Raw genomic sequence first — 21226 nt, 5'->3', positions numbered from 1 at the left:
ATATTAACTAAAAGGAATTATCTTAAATACTTTATGCTTTAACTTCTCTACCAATCACTTAAATCAAATATCCGGCATTCCCTGCCATTTCAAGCGGTTGCTAGATCGAAATTCACACCCACCTACATGCTTATCTGGCTGGATCGGTTGTTGTTCATTATTAGCCGAGGCTTTTGATGAACAAACCTGGTCCATAGACATTCGTTATGCCTTTGGCTCAGAAATTTTTAAGCAACACCTGATAGATTTTCTTGATTTCAATCTCATGCATAATCAAAATAGAGACTATTCTTTTGCTAAGAAAAAGCAAAAATTAATTTTGTATATATGTGCTGATGATCTTGAATTTCCAAATTCATACACAGGTTTTAACTTTACAAAGTTGCCCTACTCTAAAGAAAAATTCTTTGCAACAAATATTTGGCATCCTATTCCGGAGCACTATCTCTCTGCTTCAAATTATCAAAAGGTATATCGTGGATTAGTAGCAATAAAATTCCTTTCAAGCGATCTAGCTAATTTTTTCTACTCTTTCTTAAATACTAACTTAAAATCAAAATCTGAAAAGTTCTCGACTACCCGAAGTTCTCTAAACATTTCGAAAGTATCAAATATATGCAATGATAATGATGCCGTCAAATATACTTTACCGAGAAATACTTATCGAAAAGCTGAAGGTGGGAGACGGCTTCTACTTAATGATTCCAATCTTACCAAGAAAAATCTCACCGTAATTACAATAGTTTTTAATAATGTAGAATTTATAGAACAGACAATCCAATCCGTTATCAATCAACAAGGAAATGGACTTGAATATATTCTTATTGATGGTGGAAGTACTGATGGCACAGTCGAACTTATTCAGAAATATAACGAACATTTAACATACTGGATCAGTGAGCCTGACCGTGGCATCAGTCATGCCTTCAACAAAGCATTACTACTTTCCAAAAATAGTTGGCTAAATTTTATGAACTCTGGTGACTATTTTATTCGTTTTGACATTCTTTCTCTTTTGGAGAAGCATTCGGAGCAAAATATTCTGACTGGATTTTGTCGATCTGATGGATTTTCTCTTCCATCTAAAAATTTAACTAACCAACTAGGAATTGCGAGCAAAGCCAAACTCTCACATCAAGCATCATTTATAAAAAAAAATATTTTCACTATGTATGGATCTTTTAATGAGTACTACTATTCTAGAATGGATTATCAATTTTGGATGAGAGTTTTGCCTCACGAAAAATTTTATTTTATAAAACAATATATAGCTTACTATCAAAAGACTGGAGAGAGTAATAAAAATTTAGTTCGAATGTACAAAGAAGAACTCATAATCAATTCGAAATTTTTACCAACTGTTTATTTCTTGAGAAGATTATTCATCATAGTTGGGTCTTTTTTGTACAAATTATTAATTAGTCGATACCGATAATCCGAATTCTTAGTCCAATCCCCTAGATTTCTTTCCATAATGATTAAACTTTCAATTTCGACTCAACCTTTCCTCAGTTAATTACATCCTAACCTAGCTTGTACACTTGTTGCATACTGTTCTCTTCCGGATCTGCTATGCTTGCAGTCATCCGCTCACTGTCATGGACCACGACACCCAAACATTTCCATTGAGGACCAGCAATGTCTGACTTACTTTCCCGCCTGGAATCCCGCATTCGGCAAGCAGTTGAAAAAATTGAAGAATATCAACTAGAAATTGACAACCTCAAAGAACAGAACACAGTTCTTGAAGCAGAGCGTCAAGAAATGCATGACAAACTCGCGCTGTTGATTGACAGCTTTGAAGAACTCGAAGCCGCTGCTGATGAGTGTGAATCCTCCGCTGAGATCACTGAAGAAATTGAAGAAACTGTTGAAGCCGCTGAGGAAGAAACTGCTGAAGAGATCGAAGCTGCTAATATGGAATCCAGCGAAGATAATTCCCAAGATGTTGATGTCAGCCACCACAATTCCCACAACTCTGTCAATTCCTACGCCGCATCCCCGTGGTAGGACCGCTTTTTCGGTCTTTTGTACTGTGCTGCCTAGGTAGCACAGTACTGTTGCTGGCCTCCTCCTTAGCGTTTGCTCAGACTCGCCTCCACGTAGGTATCCTTCCTGTTCAGAATCTCTACCGTATTCAGCAAGATAACTCGTTCCCTCGCTTCCTTCAGGAAGAGCTTACCCGCCAGTTCCAGTTCAACGATCAATTTGCTGTGATGGCCCCGGAAACGGTTGGGCTTTGGAAAGAGCGCCTGCCCGATCAAGTTGAACAGATAATGCGTGAAGCTCGATTATCCCATCTGCTTCAACTGTCTACCCAACAGGTTCTTCAGCAACTCTCCATTCGCTGGACTCTCTTTTCAATCAATAACAACCAACTTCAGAAGGAAGATTTTCGCAGTCAGCATTCTTTACAAAGTGTCGATGCTTTGCTCCAAGAACTACTTCAGGTGCTACAGACTAGGAATGCAGTCTTCGCAGACTTGCTCCTCTTTCCTCAGGATGTTTCCTTTGAAGCACTAGAGGCTTTTTATCGCTGGAAGGATCTCAATCCACAACCTTGGATCGCCGAAACACGTAGTGCACACCTTCAGGCACTACAAAATCTCACAGAACAGTATGAAGGCCTAGATAAGCGAGTGCGCTTCCAATCAGTCATCCTACAATTACAGGAAGCCTACACTCAGCAACCAGTTCCACCTGAGCTTCTCGATGAGATTCAGCAAGATTTAGATTCTTTACAAGATGACTTTTCTGACCACGCTGAATATCGTGCACTCTCCTCCCTCTGGTTTTATGTACAAGGTCAGCGATTCGAAGCAAAGGCTGAAGCCGTGATTGCCAATGCCCGTCATCCCTACCACGGTCCTGCGTGGCTTTTGTATGGTTTGAGCCTTAATGATGATGAGCCCAACCCTCGGGCAATCCAACGTGGTCTGCGCTACTATCCCTTTGTTGAAAGCCCTGAGAACCCCAATCGGGCTTTCACTGTTTTGCGTCCAGAGTTACGACCATGGCTACCCCAAAGTGTGCAACCAACTAGCACTTCTGATCTTGCTTATGATACGCAACAATCGGGAAACTCACGTTATCTGGAATTGTTACAACAAGGGGTGACTCAGTTCGATCAGGAAAATTGGGAAGGTGCCAAAGCAGCGATGGAGGCTGCCCAACAAATGCAGCCTGAAACCGTAGTACCTGCCCTCTATCTGGCTCGCATAGCTCTTGTGCAAAACCAGACGGAGATTGCTCATAACAACTTGTTAGAGCTCCGAGATCGCTTTCCAAAAAATGATGAAGTCGCACTTTATCTTGGTTTCAGTTACGAAAAACAGCGCGACTACAATCTCGCAGAATCACTTTACAGAGAGTCTTTGCAAATCAATCCGGAGAATCCCAAAAGTGGCTTACGCTTAGGTACTGTTTTGATCAAGAAGGGGCGCTATGAAGATGCCAAGAGTTTCTTGGAAAGTGTCACAGCCAAGTTTCCAGGATATGCAGTAGCTTGGTGGAATTTAGGACTGCTCTACCGAGAGCTTGGTGAGATGGACCAGGCCAAGATGGCTCTAAACACGGCGAGCCAGTTGGATCCAAACAACCTTCAGATTCAGTCTGTGCTAAGGTCCTTACTGGGTTCCACAAGTGAATAGATATAGATCTTCGATTGAGGAGAGTCATAGTTAAAACGTTTCTCCGGAGGAAGGTCTTCTAGTGAACATTCATTGAAGCCACAATTCATGAATACATTGTCCTCACGTGTACTCAATGCGATTGCTTGTTGTGCTCCCTGTCTCTTTGCCTCTCCAAGGACGACGTTAACGAGTTCTCTCCCAATTCCCTGGTTACGATAAGCTAACGCTACTGACAAGGCCGCAATCTCTACAGTTTGCTGTTCTGGATAACTAATCAGTTCACAACAACCCAACACATCCTCATCCTGACAAAACAACCGATATCGTTCGATGTGTTGTTCAAGATAGGAAGTACTGCGCCGGACAATACTAGCGTCTCTCATCGGCCCACTCAGCAGTCCCCAAACTTGAGGAATATCACTAGGCCTAGCCACCCGCACCTGTTGGTAAGCTGTGTTGGTGACCATCAGGCCAATTCCACCAGAAGTGAGCGTCTCCGTTAGCAGGGCTCCTTCCTCAGTTGCATCCAACCAATGACATCTCGTTACACCCCTTTCACATGCGGTAGCCATGCATTCTAATCGGAGTCGGTTGATTTCACTTATAGAACTCTGCTGACACATCCATTGGCGTAAAATTGAGGTATTTCTGTCTTTCTCAATCAATGGAGATGATATATTCTCCAACAATATTAATTTCTTAGCTCTCAGCCGAATGGCTAGTTCTGTTGCTAGTTCCCTAGCTTCTAGTATCCAAAGATGGCCTTGCTGGCCTGTCCCCCAAGGAGCTAGCAACGGGGTGTGCCCTAGTTGTAGAGTCTCCCGAATAGCCACAAGGTCCACCTCCTGCACAACCCCATTGGATGAGTCCATTTCTAGTGCATTAGAGCGTTCATCAGCACGAGCAGTGACAAAGTGACCACTAAGTGGCATAATTCCATGCCCATACAGGCAGAGTTTGGTCAAAAATTCCCAGTTGATTGCTGCAACTTGCTGCTGTACTGCTTTAAGATCATGACGCGAAACTGCTACTGGAAACGAACTTGTGTCCAGGGAGGACTGATTCAATAGTTGGCTATCATGAACCAACACCAATTGGACTCCAACGCGATGCAATAGTGCAAGTTCTTCCATGATTTTGGGAGCGGCATCTCGTTGTAATAATTCTCCACTGACACAAACAACGAAAATTTGATGATGGAACTCTTCCAAATACGGCAACGAACCGCGAAGTGCTCGCACCAGCGACTGCTGGTTCTCTAATACTTCGTCTCTCCGTGTCAACTTCTCTTCCTCCTGATTTTTTTGTCTCATCGCCTGATTCTCTATCAGTCGTAATACCCAGTTACAATAGCAGCAGCTTGTTGAAAAATTGCCTGCAAGCTCTGGAACTGCAGACGGCTCCGACGTCTAGTTTTGAAGTCGTTGTGGTGAACGATGGCTCAACAGACGATACCGCAAAAATGTTGGAGGAATTTCATCAACAAACCCGTCTCCAACTACGAGTTCTACATCAGCATCGCTCTGGCCCAGGTCGAGCACGCAACGCTGGAGTAGCCTTGGCTCGATTCAATTGGATTGGCCTACTCGATGCTGATGTACAAGCCGACTCAAATTGGGTGGCATCAGCATTGACTTGGATTCACGACCAACCAGGCGCAGGAGCTATTGAAGGTCAGACTATCGTTGGTAATCGAGAACAAATCACGCCCTTGACGCACCAGACTGAAAACCGTCAAGGCGGTCGATATCCAACATGTAACTTGCTGGTTCGCAAACAATTTTGCCATTTCCACTCTGGATACAAAATTCCTTTCCGGGAAGACACTGACCTTGCTTTCTCAATTCTCGAAGGAGGCTTCTCCATTCCCTTCGCCCAAGACCTGATCGTCTACCATCCTCCCTTAGCTCCAAAAGCTTCTCGTCCAACTCAATTGGCAAAGCGCTACTTTTTTGATGGCTTACTGAGTCGACGATTTCCATGGCGCGCCACACAGCAATTGGACATCCATCAAGTATGCGGCCTCCGGGTTCCCAACTTAAAAAAATGGGGCTACAGCCTGATTGCACTTGTGCAGATGCTGATCCTGATAAGCCTAATTTTCTTACCAACTACCCGATTACCAGCTTTGCTTTTCCTCTTTATCTATGCTTCAGGAACCCTCTTAAGCTATCGCCTTCTACTACAAAGTTGGAATCTGAAGCACTGGGGACTGTCCCAGCTCTTCGCCTACTCTCAAAAAATCCACCTACTACCCTGGTCAATGATCAAAGCACTGTTGAAGGGCTATTGGCACTTCCGAGGAACTCAGCGCTTCTCTAGAGCTCAATGGTGGGAAGAGGTACGCCTGGGACCAACTTCCCAACGGCCTAGAGATTTGATTGTACTCACAGATCACGAATGGAATCACAGTTCCTCTTTTTACGAGCAACAACTGGCCCAACATCTAACTCGAACTAGCCATCGCGTTTTATTTGCCACCGTCAACTCCCAAATATCACAAACAAAATTTTCCTGGCAGGAGAAGATGAACCGATGGATCTCTCCAATCCGTCAAACTGAGACAAATCTCTACATCTGGTCCACGAGCGAAATTCCCTTGTTGAGCAAAACCCCCATTTACCATAAATTATTGGGGTGGCTACTTCGACATCGCTTCCAGCAACTTGGCTGGGAGAACCCACTTGTTTGGTCCTTTCTCACGGATGGGAGTCAAATTACTCAAGCTGCTGGACTCTGTGATCTGATTTACCATCATTTGGAAACAGAAGACACAGAGCAAAAAACTGATACAAAAGCACTTCCAGAAATTTGTGGCAAAGCCCAAATGATCTTGACCAATACAAAGCAGAGTCAGCAATTTTGCCAAAGATGGAATCCCAACACTCACTTTCTGCAGAGTTTTTATGAACTGGGGATTCTGCGCTATTCCAACACCATTCAGGAAACGATATTTCGCTCTTCAGAGCAGCAACCTATCTCTCACCTTGCTCTTTCCAGTACTTGAATCCATAAGCTTGTCGAACTCACTTTTGCCTTGCCCTCTCTGCAGGCTTGCCCCAAAGATGATTCTTTTGATTTCCTTGATTCTGCCGTGTCCGCTCTCAGTACTGCCACACAATGAACCTATTTCCTCTCATTTCCTACAAATTTTCACAGAAAACCTTTCGCAAACTGCAACGCAAAGGACTGAGCGAAGAAGTCATCGGTCAATTATCTCACCTTGAGGAAAAGTTCTTCGAAACTCCCGAAGAATTACAAGCAGAGTTACCTGAGACCGCCGCGGTTCGTAACAACGAAAAACTCCTTCTTCGAAGTGCCAAGGGGTATTGTCGATTAGACCGTCTGATTCCAAACCGTTCGATCCGTGAGTGGGTTGAAGCTCTCCTATTTGCGCTGATTGTCGCGACAGTGGTACGCACATACCTGTTCGCACCCTTCAAAATTCCTTCAGGATCGATGATCCCTACCATTCAAATTGGTGATCACATCTTCGCGACAATGTATACCTATGGCACAGAAATTCCGATTCTGGGTATACGAGTCTTCACTGATCCAGTCAAACGAGGAGATATTGTCATCTTCCCTTATCCAAAAAATCCGTCGGTTGATTATATCAAGAGGACAATTGGACTCCCTGGAGAGACCCTGGAGATTCGCAATGATAAAGTGTTCATCGATGGGAAAGAATTGGGCGAACCCTATGCTTTTTTTGATCGCCCAAAAGGGCAATCCGATCAAAACCAAAGCTTCAGCGATGGACCAGTCAACAACTTTGGGCCAGTCCAAATCCCTGAAGGAAAGTTATTCGTGATGGGAGACAACCGTTACAACAGCGCAGACAGTCGCTACTGGGGATTTGTAGATGTTGATGAAATCAGTGGCAAAGGGCAAATCATCTACTGGTCGCACGACCCACGCGAAAGCCTGACTTCTGGCTATCAGCTCTCACGTATACTGACCCTGCTCCGATGAGCAGCATCCAAGAGATTCCATGAAAACTTCCCGTAATGATTTGTGCTGGTGTGGCAGTGGCAAAAAATATAAGAAGTGCCATATGCTACGAGACAAGATGAGCTCTTTTGGAAGACGAGGAACCCGAGGGGTGATTATCAAGACAGAAGAGCAGATTGAAGGCATTCGGCGTAGTAGCCAGTTGACGCGCAAGATTCTAGATATGGTGCAGGAGCGAATAGGTCCAGGTATCACAACCGAACAGATCAATGACTGGGTTCACGAAGAGACCTTGGCCAACAACGCCTACCCTGCACCACTCAACTATCGTGGCAAATCAGCAGTAGGATTTCCCAAGAGCGTTTGCACTTCGGTCAACAATGTTATCTGTCATGGAATTCCCGGCAATGAAGTACTGAAGGAGGGGGACATTGCCAATGTTGATGTCACTAGTATCCTCGATGGATACTATGGTGACGCAAGCCGGATGTTCCTGATTGGAGATGTCTCGGAAGAAGCAAAAAACTTAGTCGATATTACCCAACAATGCCTGCAGATTGGTATCCAGCAAGTAAAGCCTGGTAAAACTACCGGAGACATTGGCTACGCAATTCAGACTCACGCAGAAGGTCTGGGCTATTCTGTTGTCAGAGACTTCGCTGGTCATGGAGTCGGTATTGAATTCCACGAAGAGCCTCAAACTCTTCATTATGGCAAGCCTAATACGGGCGTATTGCTTCAACCCAATATGGTCTTCACCATTGAACCAATGATCAATATTGGTCGTCCAGAATGTAAATTGCTCAGCGATGGATGGACGGCTGTCACACAGGACGGATCGCTTTCCGCTCAGTGGGAACACACCATTCGGGTCACTTCTAATGGCTCAGAAATTCTGACTGCCTAAATTGGCAACCATCGAATTTCCTTGTATTTTCTGTCCTGCTTTCTAGGCTGTTAACAAAGAGTACCAACGCCCAACTTCTATAAACGGACCTCATGGACTCCTGGAACAAGCCACCTCGCAAATCACCTTGGGACAAGCGACAACCAACTCCGCCGAATGTCGATGAACTGCTGAATAATCTACAGAATCGCTTCCGGCACCGTCTGCCTCAAGGCAACGCAGGCCTAATCTTGATTGTTGTTGCAGCCGCTGTCTGGCTGGCAACCGGATTTTTCATCGTTGATCCTCAAGAACAAGCCGTAGTAAAGCGTTTCGGAGTTGTTGATCGCGTTGTTGGGCCAGGCCCACACTACCATTTACCCTCGCCTATCGAGAATATAGACATAGAGAAGGTCACAGAAGTACGCCGACTTGAAATTGGCTTCCGTACCATTGACCCGGGGCCTCCGGCTCGTTACCGTCAAGTGATGAAGGAATCCCTGATGCTTACTGGTGATGAAAATATCATCAACGTACAGTTTACTGTACAGTATAGAATCAATAATCTGGAAGGCTACCTGTACAACCTGACTGAGCCAGAATCGACAGTACGTGCCGCTTCTGAATCTGCCATGCGTGAAGTTATCGGAGATACCAAGGTAATGGACGCACTAACTGTTGGCAAAAGCCTGATCGAAACAAATACGGCTACCTTGCTACAGGAAATCCTGAAAGGCTACGACTCTGGAATCTCCATTGTGAACGTCAAGCTTCAGGATGTACATCCACCAGATGAGGTTAAAGAAGCCTTCAAGGATGTGGTCAGTGCTCGCGAAGATCAACAGAAAATGATCAATGAAGCTGAGGGCTACAAGAACAATCTGATTCCTAAAGCCCGGGGGGAAGGCGTGCAAATAGTGAACGAAGCACAGTCCTACGCTGAGCAGACAGTCCTGCTGGCACAGGGGAAGGCAAGCCGCTTCGAGCAGATTTTCGAAGAATACCGTAAAGCCAAAGACATTACCAAGGCTCGCATCTACATCGAAACAATGGAAGAGGTCTTGCCTAGGGTCAACAAGGTCATTGCTGACGAGAAGTTGGGGCAAAATTTCATGCCATTCCTCCCAATCAACGAACTTCGACGCGCAGCTAATACCGATAGTGGAGTCCGTCAGTCCACAACCATGCGCTAATTATTAAAGCCTGCCGCGAAGTAGGCTTTGCCCCCTCCTAATGAAAAGCACGTCCGTGCTCACGAAATTGTTCGTATAGCTTGCGCCAATCCTCAAACTCCAGATTTTCGGGCCGTAACTTCAAATACTGCTCCTCCAAACTCTCTCCTTCCTGCTGAAACCAATTTGGAAACTGCTGTTTCAGATTACCTATCAACGTCTTTCGCCGTTGTTGGAAGAGGCGCCTCACAAATTCTAGAAAGTTGTGTTCTTCTTCCTTGCTCCAGCCACTTTTTCTAGGCAACAAATGCATGACAGCAGAGTTCACCTTTGGAGGTGGAGCAAACGCTTCTGGGGGAACTTCAAAAGCGAGTTTACGTTCAAATCCGAGACTTCCAGCAAGAGAGAGTGTACCGAACGATTTGCCACCTTCTGCAGTAGCACAGATTCGTTGTGCAACCTCGTACTGAACCATCAAGGACCAAGAATTCCAGTATTCTCTCCAGGGTAGCAGGTGAAAGAAGATTGCTGTTGCCACACTATAAGGTAAGTTGGCGACAATTCGAGCTGGTTGACTTGAGGGAAGTAGCTCCTCAATTGGCAACTCGAGCGCATCTCCACATAACAATTGAAATTGAGTTGATCCTGCAAATTCCTGCTGCAGAAAATCTTGTAGGGTTGGATCAATTTCTACTGCTTTCACAAAAGCGCCAATTTCCAGCAGGGCTCTGGTTAGGACTCCTCTGCCAGGTCCGATTTCCAACACTTGTTCCCCAGTCTGCACACCAGCTAACTCAATCATGCGCTGTACATAGCGTTCCCGTACCAGAAAGTGCTGTCCCCATTTCCGTTTCATAATCACACCGAAATTCACTTGTTTTTGCGGAGAAAGTTCGTTGGAATGCACGTTTTTTTTCTCCACTCTCTGATGATGACCGGAAAACAACGACGCGCACTTCGTGCCCTTGCACATTCACTCAAACCATTGTTGCAGTTGGGCAAACATGGATTCAGCGATCAGTTCCTGAAGCAATTGAACACTGCTCTTTTACGACATGAGTTGATCAAGTTGAAGGTGTTGGAAAATGCTCCCAATACACCACGGGAAAGCGCTAAAAATCTCGAAGAGCAGCCAGCATTAGAAGTCATTCAGGTCATAGGACGTACCATTGTACTTTATCGCCCTCACCCTGAAGAGCCACAAATTATCCTGCCCGCTTCTGATTGATTCTCAGCCTCTGTAGGAACGCATGAGCCAAACTTTCTATTGCACCACGCCGATTTACTACGTCAACAGCAATCCACATATTGGGCACGCTTACACCACCATCGTCAGTGATGCTATCATTCGTTTTCGGCGGCTGTTCGGAGAAGATGCCTACTTCCTCACAGGTACCGATGAACATGGCCAAAAAATCGCTGAATCTGCGGCCAAAGCGAAGATGGAGCCGCAGGCGTTTGTTGATATGATGACCCAAAAATTCCGAGAGCTTTGGCCTGAACTACACATTGAACCAGATCAATTCATCCGTACTACCGAAGAACGCCACAAGCAAATCGTTCAACAGATACTGCAACAAATCTATGACAACGGTGAAATCTTTCTAAAGGAATACGAAGGCTATTATTGCGTGGGTTGTGAAGAATTTCTCAACGAGAGTGAACTCTTCGAGGGGCAATGTCCAACTCACCAAAAAGCCCCTGAGTTTCGCCAGGAGCGCAATTACTTCTTCCGAATGAGCGCTTACCAGGACTGGCTTGTCCAAATGCTGAAGGATCAACCTGACTGGATCTATCCGGGACGATATCGCAATGAAGTCTTACGATTTTTGGAAAATCCACTGCAGGACCTATGCATCTCACGTCCAAAATCACGCTTGACCTGGGGAATCGAACTGCCTTTCGACAGCGACTTTGTGACCTATGTCTGGTTTGATGCATTGCTGAACTACGCTTCTGCCCTCGACTGCCCAGATGGTGAGTTGTTCCAACACTACTGGCCTGTCTGTCACCACATCATTGGCAAAGACATTCTGAAGACTCATGCCGTTTATTGGCCCTGCATGCTCAAGGCAGCTGGCATGACACCTTTCGCAAGATTGGTCGTGCATGGTCACTGGGTAAGCAGCGGATCCAAAATGAGCAAAACCCTTGGAAATGTGGTCGATCCTCTAGCGATGAAAGAAAAGCTAGGGGTGGATGGACTGCGCTACTTCCTTGTACGGGACATGAGCTTTGGTGAAGATGCGAACTTCACTGAAGAACTAGCAATCACCCGCTACAATGGCGATCTTGCGAACAACTTTGGCAACCTACTTAGCCGAAGTGTCAACCTGAGTCGCCAGAACTTTAGTGAACTGGTTCCTGAGTGTGGTGCATTGACCGATGCAGAGACAGAACTCCGAGCACAGTTTCAAAAAGGAGTGGAGCAAGTGCAGGAGTTCATCCATCAGTTCTATCTGCACAAAGCGCTTGAACACATCGCTTGGATGGCCAGTCAAGTCAATGGATATCTCCAGCAGCAGGCGCCGTGGCAGTTAGCCAAGCAACCAGATCAACGCGAGCGTCTGGGTACTGTGCTCTACACAGCCCTTGATGCCACACGCATCTTGATTGGCCTACTTGCTCCGGTAATGCCAGAAAAAATGAAGCTTGCCTCAACAACCCTTGGGTTAGAAGGTCTTCCTCAACTTACAGAGCTTCAGCCAGGATTATTGCAAAGCGACACAGCACTCCCCAAGCCCAAACCCCTCTTCCCTAAAATTCAGGTACCCAAAGTACAACAGGAAGCACCAACCCCCAAAGAAGATTCTGATCCTGGATCCGAAGCAACTCCATTGAATATCGATGAATTCAATAAAGTTGAACTGAAGGTTGGCCTGATTCAAGATTGTGCCCCTGTCGCTGGATCAGATAAGCTACTGCACTCACAAGTTGATCTGGGAGAAGGGCACTTGCGCTCTATCGTTTCTGGGGTAGCTCCGAAGTTCTCTCCTGCTGACTTGATCGGACAGCGTGTCATCGTGGTCAGCAACTTGCGTCCAACCAAGCTGAGAGGAGTACTTTCAGAAGGGATGATTCTTTTCGCCGAATCAGAAAAAGGCTTTGAATTGGTAAAGATTCCTGAAAGTGTTGTGCTTGGCTCAACAGTTCGCTAAAGCCCAATTTGAGCCATTTGCTTTGATTTGACAAAGGACAGGTCGGGTGGAATACTGCCACTGGTTTTGTTTGATTTGTTTTGCCTGCTGGAGTTTGCATGCGCGAGTACCTTCCCATTTTGATCATGATCCTGGTTGGCATCGGGTTAGCCGGAGTCTTTACTGCCATCAGTATCCTGTTTGGACCCAAGCTGAGCACCGAGACCAAGCAAACTCCTTTTGAGTCTGGATTCCTGACTCAGGGCACAGAAGGGCAGCGCTATGATGTCAAATTTTTCATGACAGCTCTGGTTTTTCTCGTGTTTGACGTCGAAGTCGTCTTTCTCTATCCCTGGGCAGTACAAATTCGCGAGTTGCACTGGCCCGGCCTAATCGCAGCGCTATTCTTTATCAGTGTACTCGTCCTTGGCCTAGTCTACGACTGGAAAAAGGGCGCATTGGAATGGGAATGATCCACCACTCAGTTCAAGGAACCTATGGAATCTGCCCACTACGGTGATTTCCTGACCACCAAATTTGACAATGTGGTCAACTGGGCACGCAAGTTTTCCCTGTTTCAGTATCCATTCGTCACAGCTTGCTGCGGAATGGAGTACATGTCTGCCTCCTGTTCCCACTACGACGTCTCACGCTTTGGTGCAGAAATTCCTCGTTTTTCACCACGCCAGTCCGATGTCCTCTGGGTAGTCGGTACCGTCACTCACAAGATGACGCCCATCTTGCGCAACGTCTACGACCAAATGGCTGAGCCAAAGTGGGTGATTGCTTTCGGTGCGTGTGCTTCCTCTGGGGGCTTCTACCAGAACTACTCTGTGCTACAAGGAATTGATCGGGTGATCCCGGTGGACGTTTACATTGCTGGCTGTCCTCCCCGTCCTGAAGCCGTGCTGGATGGGCTTATGGAACTACAGAATCGTATCCAGAATGATGGCCCCAGCGCTCTTCAAGGCAGTATCAATTCCGCTGCGATCAACCATCTGGACCAAAAGAAACTTCAACTCAGCCGTTTCCTTGAAATTCCTGAAAAAGAAGTGGTTGAAAATGTTCAGAATCCAAAGAGTAATCGCGCAGCTAAGCCGGGCTATAGCTACTCCAAAGACCACATCAATACCAACGCTTCACTGGGCTACGACACACCGAAAGGTCGCCGCGACAAGGACAATCTCAAAACAGGTTGAAGGCTATGCCTGAGGAAAGTTCAGAAAACACAGAGAGCATTGAGGTTTCAGAACCCGTTGAAACCAGTGTGGTCATCAATCTGGTTCAGCAGGAGTATCCTGCAGCGATTTTGAGCACCCATCGGCATCGTGGCGACGAGACCATCGTATTAAAACGTGAGTTTATCCAACCGGTCTGCCGACTACTACGAAATCATCCAGATTGCCAATTTGAGATGATGGTTGACTTGACCGCCGTTGACTACTTGCTGTTAGAAACCAATCTACAGCAAACCGCGCGCTTTGAAGTCGTCTACCATCTACGCTCGCTCAGCAAGGACCGCCGAATTCGCCTGAAGTGTCCTGTACCTGAAGACGATTGCCAGATTCCTTCAATTCACATGCTCTGGGATGCAGTCAACTGGTACGAACGAGAATGCTACGACATGTACGGCATTCACTTTGAGGAACACCCCAATCTAACCCGCATCTTGATGTATGAACAGTTTCAGGGATATCCCTTGCGCAAAGACTATCCTATGGATAAGCAGCAACCTCTGCTCGAACTCAACGATGTCGAGGAGCGTTACCACTATGGGAGGTTTGAGTGAACGCCAGTGAGCTAACCACGATTTCTGCAGAAGAGTTGAAGCCGGTTCATCTGCCAGGAGCAATTATCCCAGCTCCACCCGAAGACTCAGACACCTCGATCATGCGCATCGAAATCGGTCCAGCTCACCCAGCAATGCACGGCATCGTGCGTCTGACTACCTACTTGGATGGTGAGCAGATTGTTGGAATGGTGCCAGAAATCGGCTACCTGCACAGGGGCTTTGAGAAAGAGTCTGAGAATTCCAAGTGGATTCAGGTCATTCCTTACACAGATCGCCTCAATTATGTTTCACCGGTGCTCAACAACATCGGCTACTCAATGGCTGTTGAGAAGTTATTCGGTGTTGAAATTCCAAGGAGGGCACAGTTTGCCCGGGTGATCATGGGTGAAATTTCCCGCATCACCGATCATCTCACCTGTCTTGCTGCCTGCGCGATGGAAGTCGGCGGATTCACCTTCTTCCTCTGGTTCATCAAGGCACGGGAATATCTCTACGAACTGCTCGAACAGGTCACTGGTGGGAGAGTTACTATCAACTGGACTCGCTTTGGTGGCAACAGCACCGATTTCCCAGATGGCTTTCTAAAGGAAGTGGAAGTCCGGCTCGAAAAAGTTCGAGAGGTGATTGAAGAGGGAGATCAACTCGTCACTCGCAACAAGATCTTCATCGACCGCATGAAGAACATTGGTGTCCTCTCCAAAGAAAAAGCGATTTCCTACGGCTTCACGGGCCCGTTGCTGCGCGCCTGCGGAGTACCCTACGACATCCGTCGAGCAGATCCACACCTTGTCTACGATGAATTGGATTTCGAAATTCCCATTGGAGAAGTCGGTGATTCCTATGACCGCTTCCTGGTCCGGATGGAAGAGATGCGGCAAAGCATATCGATCATCGAACAAGCTATCGACAAGATTCCTTACGGACCGGTGATGACACGCGAACGGTACTTGGGCTATCCGGACAAGAAAGAAGTTTATGGTAGCATTGAGGGATTGATCGATCACTTCAAGATGGTGATGGAAGGTCACCATCCACCGGCTGGAGAAGTTTACCAACCCATCGAAGGGGGCAACGGAGAACTAGGCTTCTATCTCGTCTCCGATGGTTCTGGTGATCCAGTCAAATGTCGTGTCCGTCCACCCTGTTTCAACTATGTTCAAGCCATGCCCGAGTTGGCTCTCGGACACTACGTCGCAGATATCATCGCAATTTTTGGTTCCATCAACATGATCGGTGGAGAACTCGACCGCTGAGTCAACTGGAAAACCATGCAACTTGTTCTAGAATTTCTAGCCCTGCCGTTTGTGCAGGATGTGTTGAAAATCCTCTTCATCCTGCTGCTCTTTGCGATGCCCTTGGGTACATTCATGACCCTGATGGAACGCAAGTGGAGTGCTGCCGTTCAGGATCGAATCGGTCCCAACCGTGCGAACATTGGATCGTACCGAGGGCGAGGCCTACTGCATATTGCTGCTGATGCACTGAAGTCAATTTTCAAAGAAGATCTGATTCCTAAGGGTGCTGATAAATTTCTCTATACAATCGCGCCCTTCTTCAGCTTCATGTCAGCGGTAGCGGTCTTTGCCATCATCCCGATTGCTGGTCCAATCGGTGATTTCAAATTTCAGGTCACCGACGTACAGCCTGGACTTCTCTTCATCTTTGCCATCACATCCCTGGGTGTCTACGGTGCTGTGCTGGCAGGAGCATCCTCTAACAGCAAGTTCGCCCTCTTTGGTGGAACACGGGCTTCAGCCCAAATGATCTCCTACGAGGTCTTTCTGGGGCTTTCGCTGATGGGACTGTTCATGGTCTACGGATCCACACAGGTCAGTGCAATCGTTGAAGGCCAGGGAGAGCACTGGTTCGGTCTGATTCCCAAGTGGGGTGTCTTCACACAACCTCTGGGATTTGTTGTTTTCTTTACGGCCTTGATTGCAGAAACCAAGCGAGCACCTTTTGATGCCCCAGAGGGAGAATCCGAGATTGTTGCCGGATATTTTGTTGAGTACTCTGGAATGCGCTGGTCGTCTTTCATGCTTGCGGAATACATTGCCATTGTTGGAGTTGCTGCTCTGATCACGACTCTATTCTTCGGTGGCTACCAAGTGCCTTGGCTCTATCACTGGAAATCCGCACCACAGTGGCTAGTGACCCTGCTCCAATTTGGCAAGTTCGCCAGCTTCACCTTCATTTTCTGCTGGTTCCAGATTCAAATTCGTTGGACGGTACCAAAATTCCGCTTTGATCAGACAATGGCCCTGGGTTGGAAAAAATTACTCCCGGTTGCCTTGCTAAACACCGTGGTCACGGCAATCATCATCGTGGCCCTAGCTTGATTTCTTTTCTCCTCGTGAGCCTGATATGAAGTTTAAGGTCAAGAAAGTAGATCGTAGCGAAGGACTCAAGGAAGCCCTCTACATTCCTGGCATTGCTGTTGGACTGAAACACACGATGCGTCACTTCTTCCGCAACATCGTCGGTAAAAAAGACGTTGTGACGATTCAGTATCCAGAAGAAGAGCGACCAGTTTCTCAACGCTGGCGAGGCCGACACCGGCTTACCCGTCGTGATGATGGCTTCCTCAAGTGTGTTGCTTGCTACATGTGTGAGACAGTTTGTCCAGCAAAGTGCATCCATATTGAAGCTGGAGAGCACCCAGACTTTTCGGTGGAGAAGTATCCAGTTCGTTTTGATATCGATGAGTTGCGCTGCGTCTTCTGTGGCCTATGTGTGGAAGCCTGTCCTAAGCAGGCAATCCGGATGGATACAGGTGTCATTGGGATGGCCTATCACTCACGGGAATCATTCAACTTTACGCGTGACTTGCTCCGTGACACCTACACTCCCAACGAAAAGACCAAATATACCGACGCTGACTTGCCTAAGCCTCTGGATCAACAGAGTGCCCTCCCCAATTCGCGTGGAATCCCAGCACCCTAATCGCAATCGGTCTTGGAAAGCCACGAGTCCTTCAGTCCAGCAGAGCAACTCCAGCTTGCGCCTTACGTAACGAACACCGAACGCCCGGTGTTCGTGCTGACCAATCTTCCAGAAGTCATCAAGGGAGCACTCTTTTCCCGCTATTCTCGCTCCACACTAGGTCTCCGTACTTTACTGCTGCGAGAATTTCTACAAAATGATGAGGCTGGATTTCAAGCTCCTTCCACTTCCCAAGATTCTCGGCTGGCACTGACCAAGGCCCAGTCCTTTTATGATCGTATTCTCGACGGCTACGGAGATGACTCCATTGGTGAATTAGGAGGTGCTCACCTGGCACTGGAACAGGTTTCCATTCTAGCAACCAAGGTGCTGGAGGACGCAAGGATTGGTGGTTCGCCATTGGAGAAATCTACCCGCTATGTCAGCTTCGCCCAGCAGGTCAATGGAGACTTCCAATTTTACAAAGACCCACGGGTGCTTGCTTCTACTCACACAGAACTCTATCTGGAGACAAACCGAGAGCTTTTTCGCACCTATGCTGAGCTGATTGAACCGGTTAGAGAATATCTGCGCAAGGTCTTGCCACCCGAACCTGATCAACCACAAACGGCCTATGAACGTTCGATTCGTGCACGAGGATTTGACCTGCTGCGTGGCCTGTTACCAGCCTCAACACTGACAAACATGGGCGTCTTTGGGAATGGACGCTTCTTCGAAGGACTACTGATTCGCCTCCGCTTACAGACCTTGCAGGAACTTCAGGATCTGGCCAGTGCAGCTGCGCAGGAGTTACAGCAAGTCGTTCCCTCTTTCATTCGGCGGGCAGATCCAACCCATCGACACTTCTGCAGCCAACTGAATTTCCAGCAGCAAAGCCAGAACTTTTTCAACCGCTGGGTCCAACCACAAACACTAGAGTCATCAACTCCCCAGAGCGCCAGCGTTGAACTGCTGAGCTACGATCCAGAAGCAGAGATCGAGGTGCTGGCAGCTCTATTCTACGAAAACAGTGCGTTGTCCTTTGCCCAAGCCAGGGAGAATGTGTGCGGGATGTCGGACCAAGTACGAGAGCACCTTTTACGCCAATGGGCAGACTTACGTGAGCACCGACGCCACAAGCTAGGTCGTGCCCTGGAGCATGCAAGCTACACCTTCGACATCGTTGGGGATTATGGCTCCTACCGAGATCTACACCGACATCGAATATTGACTCAGGAGCGGCAGCGACTGACTACCCGACTTGGCTATACAGTCCCAGAATCATTGATTGATGCAGGACTGGAAAGTCCAGTGAGGAAGGTTCTGGAGAAAGCAGATAGTGCATTTGAAGTGTTGGAGGGAGAATTTCCACAAGAAGCACAATATGTGGTACCGATGGCGTATCAGCTACGCTGGTCGTTGAAGATCAACCTGCGCTCCTTGATGTGGCTGGTGGAGTTACGAACTACTCCGCAGGGGCATGAGAATTATCGTTGGTTGGCTCAACAAATGTTCCAGCGAGTACACGAGGTTCAGCCTCGATTAGCCCAACTGATGCGCTTCGTGAATCTGGAAGATTACCCACTGGGTCGTTTGGCAGCAGAGGTGAAACAGGAACTACGCAAGCAGTCTTCCTAGCGCATACCCTCTGCACACTTGAGTACCTGGACCGAGATCAGTGCTGGCTGCACGCCAAGGAGCTTACCAATTTCCACTGTACAGCGTCCCTCGATTCCTGGATGCCGCACCTTGGGTGATTTTTCAGCTCGGTATTCTTCGACCCACTCCTGCCATAAGGGTACTTCCAGCGTCATTTTTTCAAGCAAGGCGAAGCGGTCTCGGTTGCTCCCCCAATCCTCGATCTGGACTTCCACGTAGTAACGTAGATCCTGGGGAGATTCGAAGCTGATCTCTTCTTCCTTATCAGGTTCAGGCAAGATCACTGGCACTTCTGGTCGTTGTTCATCAGGCAGATTCCAGCCTAGACGCTCAACCACTTCTCGGTAAGTTTCCTGCAGCATCAGTGGTTCCAGCAAATCTTCTGTTGCCAATGAAGGCTCTGGATCAGGTTGCAGTTCTTCCTGCAGCAAGGCACTCTGCTGAAAGACATATTTCATTTCCGTACAGAGTGCACGGATGTATTCCACGGTCAGTTGATCCAGTTCCTTGAGAGCTTGATGGCGCTCTTGTGGACGTTGCAGGCGGCGCACATCGACATGTAGTTCGTCAATTCGGCGCTTCAGTCGAGTGCGGTTCAAATCATCAGACAACGGCATTCCTATCCTCCCCACAAAGAATCACGTTAGCGGAGCTTTTCAACCGATGCCCCCTTGCAAAAATCATCACGGATTTCTCCAAACAGTTCAACTTCTGTTAGCCCTGATCATCATTGGTTCCCTGCTTAGCTGGACTACCCTAGCGGCTGAAGAGAGCAACAACCCAATCTCAATCGAGGGACAGGTCCAAGTTCCCCAGGGAGTTTCCCTCTCCGAAGGCCTGGATGTAGTGCTGATCAAATTCGTACTCGATCCTAGCGGTGAAGTCGTACCCGCTGGTCCAGTTGGACGAGCCAAGACCGACGATACAGGTCGCTTTCACTTCGAGAACCCTCCCCAGGATGACCGAGCCGGATACCGTCTGGGAACTCGATTTGAAGGAAACCTCTATAGCTCTGAGGTTTTCTTCATGCGTCCGGAACAACAACTGATTACTGTGGACATCCGTCTACCGTCCACCAGCTTCGTTACCAGTACACTGGTCTTCAGTGAGTCCTCATTGTTCTTCGAGTCCAATATTGATCAACTTATCGTCACGGAGGTCATCAGCGTCCAGAATCCGACCGAGGACAATATTCTCAGCACCCAATCTCCCTTGTTGATGGAACTACCAAACGCACATGAAAACTTTCGTGTTCTCGAAGACGGTCCGGAAACCTATCAACAGGAGGGCAATCAATTGCGCTGGACTCGTGGCTTTCCACCAGGAGACACTCAACTGCTCTTCCAATACACCATTCCTGTTTTTCTGGGCAGTCACTTGCTCCAGAAGCGCTACGCTCATCCACTGGATCGGGTCAGCGTCTTCACTCCAGCCAAACGTTTGGACGTGAATTCTTCCCAATTGACCTTCCAGGGGAATCAAACCTTCGGTGATGTCGACTTTCTGGCGTGGAGGGCACAAGCCAGTGATGCCAGCCTGTTGGAGATCAGGATTTCCAATATCCCGGTGGACTCTCGCAACTATGCTTTTGTTAGCTTGGCTGTCTTCCTGACGTTGCTGCTGGCGGTTGGTTGGTTCTTCTGGCGTCGAATGCCTAAAACCGAGTTGGTTTAAAAATAGTTAAATAAAGCCTGCGTTGGGTGGCAGGAACGATAAATTCGGCGCAATTCCCGAGGATCCGCCGAATTCAGGGCCTCTTCATAGGGGATCTGGTAGTACCGTTCCACCATTTTTCGAAACCGCAACACGCTATTGTGACTGTCAAAAATAAAACTCATAAGACAACCTCTAAAGAAAAATAAAGCACGTTCCCTCACACTCCTCAAAAATCATGCCAACCCCTGAACCGTCACCCTCTACAAACCATACTCGTGGAGGGTCTCTTGTCCTGCTCTTACTAGTGATTTTCCTGTTCTTGCCATGGCTTGGACTGATCGGACTGGGCTTACTCTGGCTGGAAGAACGTCAGTGGCTTTGGTACGGCACCGGGGTGATTGGGGCAACCCTGTTGA

The 21226-nt window shown here is 47.6% G+C and carries 20 protein-coding genes and 1 pseudogene; 18 read left to right on the top strand and 3 right to left on the bottom strand.

Features of this window, described 5'->3' with window-relative positions:
* The first annotated feature begins 97 nt into the window (after positions 1–97).
* From P8O70_21380 to P8O70_21370, 3 genes are all read left to right on the top strand, one after another.
* Positions 98–1435, top strand: a complete 1338-nt coding sequence (locus tag P8O70_21380; protein MDG2199394.1) for a glycosyltransferase family 2 protein — start codon at positions 98–100, stop codon at positions 1433–1435.
* A gap of 203 nt (positions 1436–1638) precedes the next feature.
* Positions 1639–2010: a cell division protein ZapB gene (locus tag P8O70_21375; GenBank protein ID MDG2199393.1), complete on the top strand. Its 372-nt coding sequence runs from the start codon at positions 1639–1641 to the stop codon at positions 2008–2010.
* A gap of 50 nt (positions 2011–2060) precedes the next feature.
* The gene (locus tag P8O70_21370; protein MDG2199392.1) at positions 2061–3650 is read left to right on the top strand and encodes a tetratricopeptide repeat protein; all 1590 of its coding nucleotides are present in this window, start codon (positions 2061–2063) and stop codon (positions 3648–3650) included.
* Here the strand turns inward: P8O70_21370 and argA are convergent.
* Entirely contained in the window at positions 3608–4945 is a 1338-nt protein-coding gene (gene argA / locus P8O70_21365) for an amino-acid N-acetyltransferase (protein MDG2199391.1), read from the bottom strand. The genes P8O70_21370 and argA overlap by 43 nt on opposite strands.
* Between argA and P8O70_21360 the strand changes: the two genes are divergently transcribed.
* The 4 genes from P8O70_21360 (at position 4909) to hflK (ending at position 9665) form a co-directional block, all read left to right on the top strand.
* The gene (locus tag P8O70_21360) at positions 4909–6639 is read left to right on the top strand and encodes a glycosyltransferase family 2 protein (protein MDG2199390.1); all 1731 of its coding nucleotides are present in this window, start codon (positions 4909–4911) and stop codon (positions 6637–6639) included. The two genes, argA and P8O70_21360, sit on opposite strands and share 37 nt — an antisense overlap.
* A 113-nt stretch (positions 6640–6752) precedes the next feature.
* Entirely contained in the window at positions 6753–7607 is an 855-nt protein-coding gene (lepB, locus tag P8O70_21355) for a signal peptidase I (GenBank protein ID MDG2199389.1), read from the top strand.
* Positions 7608–7626: 19 nt separating this feature from the next.
* Positions 7627–8493: a methionyl aminopeptidase gene (locus P8O70_21350; protein ID MDG2199388.1), complete on the top strand. Its 867-nt coding sequence runs from the start codon at positions 7627–7629 to the stop codon at positions 8491–8493.
* Between the two features lie 92 nt (positions 8494–8585).
* Complete coding sequence (gene hflK / locus P8O70_21345; GenBank protein MDG2199387.1) at positions 8586–9665, top strand: FtsH protease activity modulator HflK; 1080 nt, start codon at positions 8586–8588, stop codon at positions 9663–9665.
* Between the two features lie 37 nt (positions 9666–9702).
* Here hflK and rsmA read toward each other — a convergent pair whose 3' ends face one another.
* Complete coding sequence (gene rsmA, locus P8O70_21340) at positions 9703–10500, bottom strand: 16S rRNA (adenine(1518)-N(6)/adenine(1519)-N(6))-dimethyltransferase RsmA (GenBank protein ID MDG2199386.1); 798 nt, start codon at positions 10498–10500, stop codon at positions 9703–9705.
* Between the two features lie 45 nt (positions 10501–10545).
* On the opposite strand from rsmA, the gene yhbY reads away from it, so the two are divergent.
* The 9 genes and pseudogenes from yhbY (at position 10546) to P8O70_21295 (ending at position 19133) form a co-directional block, all read left to right on the top strand.
* Positions 10546–10872 carry a ribosome assembly RNA-binding protein YhbY gene (gene yhbY, locus P8O70_21335; protein MDG2199385.1) on the top strand — a complete coding sequence of 109 codons (327 nt, stop codon included), beginning with the start codon at positions 10546–10548 and terminating at the stop codon, positions 10870–10872.
* A gap of 22 nt (positions 10873–10894) precedes the next feature.
* The gene (gene metG, locus P8O70_21330; protein MDG2199384.1) at positions 10895–12802 is read left to right on the top strand and encodes a methionine--tRNA ligase; all 1908 of its coding nucleotides are present in this window, start codon (positions 10895–10897) and stop codon (positions 12800–12802) included.
* A gap of 98 nt (positions 12803–12900) precedes the next feature.
* On the top strand, positions 12901–13254 hold the full coding sequence (gene ndhC / locus P8O70_21325; protein ID MDG2199383.1) for an NADH-quinone oxidoreductase subunit A: 354 nt from the start codon (positions 12901–12903) through the stop codon (positions 13252–13254).
* Between the two features lie 24 nt (positions 13255–13278).
* Positions 13279–13722: pseudogene (locus P8O70_21320) on the top strand (NADH-quinone oxidoreductase subunit B).
* Positions 13723–13985: 263 nt separating this feature from the next.
* Positions 13986–14570: an NADH-quinone oxidoreductase subunit C gene (locus P8O70_21315; GenBank protein MDG2199382.1), complete on the top strand. Its 585-nt coding sequence runs from the start codon at positions 13986–13988 to the stop codon at positions 14568–14570.
* A complete protein-coding gene (locus P8O70_21310; GenBank protein MDG2199381.1) occupies positions 14567–15826 on the top strand; it encodes an NADH-quinone oxidoreductase subunit D in 1260 nt (419 codons plus the stop codon). The genes P8O70_21315 and P8O70_21310 overlap by 4 nt, the downstream gene beginning before the upstream one ends.
* Positions 15827–15841: 15 nt before the next feature.
* Positions 15842–16912, top strand: a complete 1071-nt coding sequence (locus P8O70_21305; protein MDG2199380.1) for an NADH-quinone oxidoreductase subunit H — start codon at positions 15842–15844, stop codon at positions 16910–16912.
* 25 nt (positions 16913–16937) lie between these two features.
* Positions 16938–17516 carry an NADH-quinone oxidoreductase subunit I gene (locus tag P8O70_21300; protein ID MDG2199379.1) on the top strand — a complete coding sequence of 193 codons (579 nt, stop codon included), beginning with the start codon at positions 16938–16940 and terminating at the stop codon, positions 17514–17516.
* A gap of 12 nt (positions 17517–17528) precedes the next feature.
* Complete coding sequence (locus tag P8O70_21295; GenBank protein MDG2199378.1) at positions 17529–19133, top strand: FAD-dependent thymidylate synthase; 1605 nt, start codon at positions 17529–17531, stop codon at positions 19131–19133.
* Here P8O70_21295 and P8O70_21290 read toward each other — a convergent pair.
* The gene (locus P8O70_21290) at positions 19130–19771 is read right to left on the bottom strand and encodes a hypothetical protein (protein MDG2199377.1); all 642 of its coding nucleotides are present in this window, start codon (positions 19769–19771) and stop codon (positions 19130–19132) included. The two genes, P8O70_21295 and P8O70_21290, sit on opposite strands and share 4 nt — an antisense overlap.
* A 46-nt stretch (positions 19772–19817) precedes the next feature.
* On the opposite strand from P8O70_21290, the gene P8O70_21285 reads away from it, so the two are divergent.
* Positions 19818–20828 (top strand): carboxypeptidase-like regulatory domain-containing protein, encoded by a 1011-nt coding sequence (locus P8O70_21285; protein MDG2199376.1) that lies wholly within the window; start codon positions 19818–19820, stop codon positions 20826–20828.
* A 217-nt stretch (positions 20829–21045) separates the two neighbouring features.
* Positions 21046–21226, top strand: a 181-nt coding sequence (locus P8O70_21280) for a hypothetical protein (protein MDG2199375.1), incomplete at its 3' end; no start/stop codon positions are given.

Source organism: SAR324 cluster bacterium (assembly GCA_029245725.1).
In the GTDB taxonomy this organism is placed as follows: domain Bacteria; phylum SAR324; class SAR324; order SAR324; family NAC60-12; genus JCVI-SCAAA005.
The sequence above is the reverse complement of the archived record's forward strand: the minus strand, read 5'-3'. Positions and strand labels throughout refer to the sequence as shown.

What these genes read in the sequence shown, in the direction of transcription:
- P8O70_21375 (MDG2199393.1), top strand. Translation starts at nt 1,639, where the DNA reads ATGTCTGACTTACTTTCCCGCCTGGAATCCCGCATTCGGCAAGCAGTT.
- argA (MDG2199391.1), bottom strand. Translation starts at nt 4,945, where the DNA reads ATGAGACAAAAAAATCAGGAGGAAGAGAAGTTGACACGGAGAGACGAA.
- lepB (MDG2199389.1), top strand. Translation starts at nt 6,753, where the DNA reads ATGAACCTATTTCCTCTCATTTCCTACAAATTTTCACAGAAAACCTTT.
- P8O70_21350 (MDG2199388.1), top strand. Translation starts at nt 7,627, where the DNA reads ATGAAAACTTCCCGTAATGATTTGTGCTGGTGTGGCAGTGGCAAAAAA.
- hflK (MDG2199387.1), top strand. Translation starts at nt 8,586, where the DNA reads ATGGACTCCTGGAACAAGCCACCTCGCAAATCACCTTGGGACAAGCGA.
- rsmA (MDG2199386.1), bottom strand. Translation starts at nt 10,500, where the DNA reads ATGAAACGGAAATGGGGACAGCACTTTCTGGTACGGGAACGCTATGTA.
- yhbY (MDG2199385.1), top strand. Translation starts at nt 10,546, where the DNA reads ATGCACGTTTTTTTTCTCCACTCTCTGATGATGACCGGAAAACAACGA.
- metG (MDG2199384.1), top strand. Translation starts at nt 10,895, where the DNA reads ATGAGCCAAACTTTCTATTGCACCACGCCGATTTACTACGTCAACAGC.
- ndhC (MDG2199383.1), top strand. Translation starts at nt 12,901, where the DNA reads ATGCGCGAGTACCTTCCCATTTTGATCATGATCCTGGTTGGCATCGGG.
- P8O70_21315 (MDG2199382.1), top strand. Translation starts at nt 13,986, where the DNA reads ATGCCTGAGGAAAGTTCAGAAAACACAGAGAGCATTGAGGTTTCAGAA.
- P8O70_21305 (MDG2199380.1), top strand. Translation starts at nt 15,842, where the DNA reads ATGCAACTTGTTCTAGAATTTCTAGCCCTGCCGTTTGTGCAGGATGTG.
- P8O70_21300 (MDG2199379.1), top strand. Translation starts at nt 16,938, where the DNA reads ATGAAGTTTAAGGTCAAGAAAGTAGATCGTAGCGAAGGACTCAAGGAA.
- P8O70_21290 (MDG2199377.1), bottom strand. Translation starts at nt 19,771, where the DNA reads ATGCCGTTGTCTGATGATTTGAACCGCACTCGACTGAAGCGCCGAATT.
- P8O70_21285 (MDG2199376.1), top strand. Translation starts at nt 19,818, where the DNA reads ATGCCCCCTTGCAAAAATCATCACGGATTTCTCCAAACAGTTCAACTT.